Here is a 6,057-nt window from a genome sequence, read left to right as displayed (position 1 = left end):
GCTCGAAGCAAAGGAATTTGCCGGTGTTCGTTGAACCCGTCACCGTTGATCCGGAAGACGTCGCCAGAAAGATTGCCGCGAATCCGAAACTCAAGATCCCGCCGCCGCCGCAATGGGTCTTGGATGCCGACAGCCGGGTCGTCGACTACGTCCAAGAAGGCGTGACCAGCTACCAGAAGGCACGAAACTATCTGGCCGCGATGTTCTTCAACGGCACGGTCACATACCTCCCCTTCCGTGCCATCCGGCAGGGCTACCTTCGCCTTTTCGGCGCAACGGTCGGCAAGGACGTCTCGATCATGCGCGGCACGCGAGTACTGGACATCGAGTACTTGACCATTGGGGATCGCACCTCCATCGGGAACGGCTGCTTGCTGGATTGCCGAGGCGGCCTCGCGATCGGTGACGACGTGGTGATCTCCAGCGATACACACATCATCTGCGCCGGGCACGACGTGAACCATCCGGACTTCCTGCCGCTGGCGTTTCCCATCGTGATCGAGGACTACGTGTGGATCGCCAGTCGCGCGATGATCCTGCCATCGCACATCCACCGCGGAGCCGTGGTGGGTGCGCACGCGGTCGTGAACAAGGACGTCGGTGAACTTGAAATGGTCGGCGGCGTGCCAGCCAAGCTGATCGGCAAGCGAGATCCGGATGCGCTGAAGTACGGCTGATCATTCCGCCAACCCCATACCGGAGCGCTGAAAGACCGTGCGGCGGTGACGGGTAGATTCGAAGCGAAACTGCCGTTGATCGAGAAGAGGAGAGCGCGTGGCTGGCCAACCTGCTGTTGCTGACCCAGAAGACATCGCCAGGAAGGTAGCCGCAAATCCGAATCTGAAGATTCCAGCGGCGCCGCAGTGGGTCCTCGACGCGGACGGCCGGGTCATCGATCGCGTGCAAGAAGGCGGCACCAAATACCGGGCGGTGCGCAACTATCTGGCCGCGGTGTTCTTCAACAGCGTTGTCACCCACATCCCGTTTCATGCGGTTCGCCAAGGTTATCTTCGCCTTTTCGGTGCGACGATCGGCAAGGACACGGCCATCATGCGTGGCACGACGGTGTACGACATCGAGTACCTGACGATCGGTGATCGCACCTGCATCGGGAATCGCTGCCTGTTGGATGGCCGCGCCGGCCTCGCGATCGGCGACGACGTGGTGATCGCCAGCGACACGCACATCATCTGCGGCGGCCACGACGTGAACGACCCGAACTTCCTGCCGGTGACGCACATTCCCATCGTGATCGAGGATTACGTGTGGATCGCCAGCCGCGCGATGATCCTCCCGTGCCACCTCCACCGCGGGGCCGTCGTAGCCGCGCACGCGGTGACCAACCGGGACGTCGGCGAACTCGAGATCGTCGGCGGCGTGCCCGCGAAGTTGATCGGCAAGCGAGACCCGGAGGCGCTCAAGTACAGCGGCAAGTTCAAGCCGATACTTGGCTGACGGATCTATCGCTCAGGACCCGCGGAGGTGCCGCTTGATGCGGGTCAGCATCGCGGACATCCCGCGAAGTCGCAGCGGGCTGATCAGTGCCGCCAGCCCCAGGTCGACGTAGAAGTCGTCGGGTACTGCGAGGATGTCGTCGGCGGACTGGTGATCCAGGCCAGTGGCCAGAATCGACGCGAACCCTCGGGTCGTCGGCGCCTCGGCCGGAGCGCTGAAGAACAACCGGACCTCGTCCCGGTCGGCCGCGTCGACGTGCAGGAACAGCGGTGACTGACATTCCGGCACCGGTTCCATCGCGGCTTCGGTGAGTTCGGCCGGTAACGGGGGTAGCTCGTTGGCGAACTCAAGTAGCAACGTCAGCTTGTCCTGACCGACCATGTCGCTGAAGTCCGACACCACCTCGGCCAACGGTGGCGGCATCGAGTCGGTCACGGAGCGAGGCTCGCCCGAGCGACTATCGGTCACGGAGCGAGGCTCGCCCGAGCGACTATCGGTCATGGTGCCCCGGGCTGGTCTCCGACGGCGATCGGCACCCGCACGGTGTTTCCCCATTCGGTCCAAGAGCCGTCGTAGTTGCGCACCCCTGGCAGGCCGAGCAGATGCGTCAGGACGAACCAGGTGTGGCTGGAACGCTCGCCGATGCGGCAGTACACCACCGTCTTGTCGCCGGGCTCGAGGAAGGCATACAGCTGCTCGAGTTCATCGCGCTTGCGGAACCGGCCGCTTTCGTCGGCGGCCTTACCCCCCGGAATCGATACCGCGGTGGGGATGTGACCGCCGCGCAGTGCGCCTTCCTCGGGATAATTGGGCATGTGCGTCCGTTCGCCCGTGTACTCCTGCGGTGAACGAACGTCGATGAGCGGCTGCTTGCCCACGATGCCGAGGACGTCCTCCCGGTAGGCCCGGATCGGGGCATCATTTCGCTCCACGATCGGGTACCCGGAGGTCTCCTTCGACGGCACGTCGAGCGTCGTGTCCCTGCCGTCGGAGATCCACAAGTCGCGGCCGCCGTCGAGCAGTCGGACGTCGGGGTGACCGAAGAGCGTGAAGACCCACAGCGCGTAGGCGGCCCACCAGTTGCTCTTGTCGCCGTAGATCACGACGGTGTCGTCGCGGCCAATTCCCTTGCGGTCCATCAGGGCTGCGAACTGCTCGCCGTCGATGTAGTCGCGCACCCTAGGGTCGTTGAGGTCGGTATGCCAGTCGATCTTCACCGCACCTGGCACGTGACCCACGTCGTAGAGCAGTACGTCTTCGTCGGATTCGACTACCGCCAAACCAGGCCTGCTGAGGTTCGACGACAGCCAGTCGGAGGTGACCAGGCGCTCGGGGTGTGCGTAGGTCTGGAGTTCGGGGCTCGGATCGGGAGGCAATGGCACGTCACCGAGCCTACCCAGCCTCCGGGGTGACGGTCGTGGCCGGCTCAGATTCCTGGCAGGCGCACGAACTGGGCGATCTCTCCATACTGGGTGAGGGCGTGCGTGCTTGCCAGCGGGTTCACCCCGAAGTTGTATTCGACGTAGATCTTGTTGATCTGACGCGCCAATGTCTCTGGGATATCGCCGATCACCGTGTCTTCGAGTCCTTCGATGTCTACCTTCAGCACGTCGATTCGACCCTTGTTGGCGATCACTTCTTCGAGAACGGTCGTCGAGTTGCGGCTCTTCACGACGATCGTCTGACCCGTCGCCGCGCCGACTCCGCCGTATCGACCAGTTTCCTCCCAACCGAATTCCACTTCACCGTCGGCGGGCCCGACCGCGACCTGCTCGAGCGTGTAGCGGTCACGGTACGAGTCAAGATTCGTATGCAGACGTTCGATGTTCGCGGGCAGCGGCTCGAACAGGTACGTGTGCACCTTGGGTCCTCGCGACAGAAAATAAGCCGCGGAGATACCGATGTTCGAGCCGAAGTCGACGACGACCTCGTCATCACCGTCGGCAAGATAGTCTTCCCGACAGAAGATCTCGTTCACCGTCAGCACGTCGTGCGGAGTGAACAGTTGCAGACTCAGCAATCCGGACGGTGTCTTTACCCGAGCGGTGAACGGATAGTCACCAGCCTCGGTCAGATAGCGACGGAACATCTGGACCGGTTGGTCGTAGAGCCGCACCATCTTCAACGCCGCATGATAATGCCTGCGTTCGAATAGTGCCTTTGCTACCTTACCGACGTCGCGGCCACCAATTTGCACGTGAACACCATAGCTGGCCAAACCACGGGGCGCGGTGAACGTGTTCGCTCACTGCAGTGGATTGGCCGCCCACAGGTCCACCAGCGAGAGCCCCGCGTCGTGCAGCAACCGCCGCGTCAGCGGCAGGCCGATCCCGATCACCGCCGACGGGTCTCCGTGCACCGCGTTGACGAACCAGCCGCCGAGACCATCGAGGGTGAATCCTCCGGCGACCTGAAGTGGCTCTCCGCTGTGAAGGTAGGCGTCCAGCTCGTGGTCTGATGGAGTACCGAAAACGACTGTGGTACAGGCTGATTCGCTGAATTGGTGAACGACGGCACCGTCTCGCATTCGAATGACGCAATGTCCGGTGTGCAGCTCGCCCGCGGTGCCTGCCATCAACTGCCACTGACGTCGCGCGGCGTCGGCTGAATGGGGTTTACCCACCAACTTGCCGTTGTGGTGAAGCATCGAATCGCAGCCGATGACGACGCAGTCGGCGGCGAGCGCCGACTCGAGCCCATGGGCGACGGCAGTGGCCTTGGCGGTACCCAACGCGGTGGTGACCTCTGCGGGCGCGGCGTCGGAAGCCAACCGCCCGGCGACGGCATCCTCATCGACATCGGAGACGATCACGAGTGGATCGATTCCCGCCTGGCGCAGCACCTTCAGGCGACCAGGTGAGGCTGACGCCAGGACAACTCGCGTCACCGCTCATCAACGCCGATTGTCTTCGCGCAAGCGCTCATCAACGCCGAACGTGCGCGCGTTCCAACTGGGTGATGCGCTGCCAGCTGACGGCGGAGTACCGCAGCTTGTCCACCGGGAGGCCCCACAGGTTGAGCTCCTGCGGGCCCGGTTCCGAGTGGCCGCCACCACTGCCGGCGAGCACCGTTACCAGCGCGGCGAGATCTTCGTCGCTCGGATTGCCCTTGAGGACCTTGATCTCCGGAATCGACGACGTGACGGGCACGTCGATGGTCATTTCTCGAGGGTCGGAGATCTCGGTGATGTCGACGTCTCTTGACACGGCTGGTCCGTTCTTCGGGGGACGGGGACGGTTACAGCGGGATGTTGCCGTGCTTCTTGGGTGGCAATTGCACGATCTTGCGTTCGAGCAGGCGCAGCGCTGCCGAGATGTAGCCGCGGGTGTGCGACGGCGGGATGACGGCGTCGACGTATCCCCGCTCGGCGGCGACATATGGATTGACCAACGTGTCCTCGTAGTCCTGCTGGAGCTCAAGACGAAGGGCGTCGACGTCGGCGCCTTCCTGGGCCGCTTCCTTGAGCTGGCTGCGGTACACGAAGCCAACCGCGCCGGACGCGCCCATCACCGCGATCTGTGCCGTCGGCCATGCGACGTTGACGTCGCAGCCCATGTCCTTGGAACCCATCACGCAGTAGGCGCCGCCATAGGCCTTGCGGGTGATGACGGTGATCTTCGCGACGGTTGCCTCGCCGTAGGCGTACAGCAACTTGGCGCCGCGGCGAATGATGCCGTTGTACTCCTGCTCGGTGCCAGGCAAGAAGCCCGGGACGTCCACCAGCATGATGATCGGGATGTTGAAGCAGTCGCACGTCCGCACGAAGCGGGCCGCCTTCTCCGACGCGTTGATGTCCAGGCAGCCGGCGAACTGGGTGGGCTGGTTCGCCACGATCCCCACGGTGCGCCCGTCGATCCGCCCGAACCCGATGACGATGTTGCCTGCGTAGCCGGACTGCACCTCGAGGAACTCGTCATCGTCGAGGATGCGGGTGATCACCTCGTGCATGTCGTACGGCTGGTTCGGTGAATCGGGGATCAGGGTGTCGAGCTCGAGGTCTTCTTCGGTGAGATTGTCCTCGATGGCGCCGGGATGCGGCGGCGCCGGGTAGCGCGGCGGTTCAGCCGCACTGTTCGGCGGCAAATAGCTGAGCAGGTCGCGGACGTAGTCGAAGGCGTCCTGCTCGCCGGAGGCGACGTAGTGCGCCGTGCCCGACTTGGCCATGTGGGTGTGGGCGCCGCCCAGCTCCTCCATCGTCACTTCCTCGCCGGTCACCGTCTTGATGACGTCCGGTCCGGTGATGAACATCTGGCTGGTCTGATCGACCATGATGACGAAGTCGGTGAGTGCGGGGGAGTAGACGTGTCCGCCTGCGGCGGCGCCCATGATCAGCGAAATCTGGGGGATGACGCCGGATGCCAGGATGTTGTTGCGAAAGATCTTGCTGTACAAGCCAAGTGAGACCACGCCCTCCTGGATGCGGGCGCCCGCGCCGTCATTGATGCCGATCAGCGGGCGGCCGGTCTTGAGTGCCAGCTCCTGAACCTTGACGATCTTCTCGCCGTAGACCTCACCGAGGCTGCCGCCGAAGACGGTCGCGTCCTGGCTGAAGATGCAGACGTCGCGACCATCGATGGTGCCGTAGCCCGTCACCACGCCGTC

Annotated in this window: 8 protein-coding genes; 2 read left to right on the top strand and 6 right to left on the bottom strand. The window is 63.6% G+C overall.

Annotated features, from left to right (window positions below; all coding sequences use genetic code 11):
• Both QOD90_RS27765 and QOD90_RS27760 read left to right on the top strand, forming a co-directional pair.
• Positions 1–677: acyltransferase (locus QOD90_RS27765; RefSeq protein WP_526355143.1), on the top strand; the 677-nt coding region annotated here is incomplete at its 5' end.
• Positions 678–774: 97 nt separating this feature from the next.
• Positions 775–1,455: an acyltransferase gene (locus QOD90_RS27760; protein ID WP_526355141.1), complete on the top strand. Its 681-nt coding sequence runs from the start codon at positions 775–777 to the stop codon at positions 1,453–1,455.
• A 12-nt stretch (positions 1,456–1,467) separates the two neighbouring features.
• Here the strand turns inward: QOD90_RS27760 and QOD90_RS27755 are convergent, their stop codons facing one another.
• From QOD90_RS27755 to QOD90_RS27730, 6 genes are all read right to left on the bottom strand, one after another.
• The gene (locus QOD90_RS27755) at positions 1,468–1,878 is read right to left on the bottom strand and encodes a SufE family protein (RefSeq protein WP_526355147.1); all 411 of its coding nucleotides are present in this window, start codon (positions 1,876–1,878) and stop codon (positions 1,468–1,470) included.
• A gap of 74 nt (positions 1,879–1,952) precedes the next feature.
• Entirely contained in the window at positions 1,953–2,837 is an 885-nt protein-coding gene (locus tag QOD90_RS27750; protein ID WP_526355139.1) for a sulfurtransferase, read from the bottom strand.
• Between the two features lie 44 nt (positions 2,838–2,881).
• Positions 2,882–3,574: an FkbM family methyltransferase gene (locus tag QOD90_RS27745; RefSeq protein ID WP_526355145.1), complete on the bottom strand. Its 693-nt coding sequence runs from the start codon at positions 3,572–3,574 to the stop codon at positions 2,882–2,884.
• Between the two features lie 126 nt (positions 3,575–3,700).
• Complete coding sequence (locus QOD90_RS27740; RefSeq protein ID WP_526355137.1) at positions 3,701–4,342, bottom strand: Maf family protein; 642 nt, start codon at positions 4,340–4,342, stop codon at positions 3,701–3,703.
• 37 nt (positions 4,343–4,379) lie between these two features.
• A complete protein-coding gene (locus tag QOD90_RS27735) occupies positions 4,380–4,661 on the bottom strand; it encodes an acyl-CoA carboxylase epsilon subunit (protein WP_526355135.1) in 282 nt (93 codons plus the stop codon).
• A 31-nt stretch (positions 4,662–4,692) separates the two neighbouring features.
• The coding region (locus tag QOD90_RS27730) for an acyl-CoA carboxylase subunit beta (RefSeq protein WP_526355133.1) at positions 4,693–6,057 on the bottom strand (1,365 nt) is incomplete at its 5' end.

Origin of the sequence: Mycobacterium sp. (assembly GCF_032161845.1) — a bacterium.
Lineage (GTDB): Bacteria > Actinomycetota > Actinomycetes > Mycobacteriales > Mycobacteriaceae > Mycobacterium.
Note: the sequence above shows the minus strand (reverse complement) of the source record. Positions and strands in the feature narration are given on the sequence as shown.

Excerpts from the sequence above, each read along its gene's own strand:
- QOD90_RS27755 (WP_526355147.1), bottom strand. The coding sequence starts at position 1,878 with ATGCCGCCACCGTTGGCCGAGGTGGTGTCGGACTTCAGCGACATGGTC.
- QOD90_RS27745 (WP_526355145.1), bottom strand. The coding sequence starts at position 3,574 with ATGGTGCGGCTCTACGACCAACCGGTCCAGATGTTCCGTCGCTATCTG.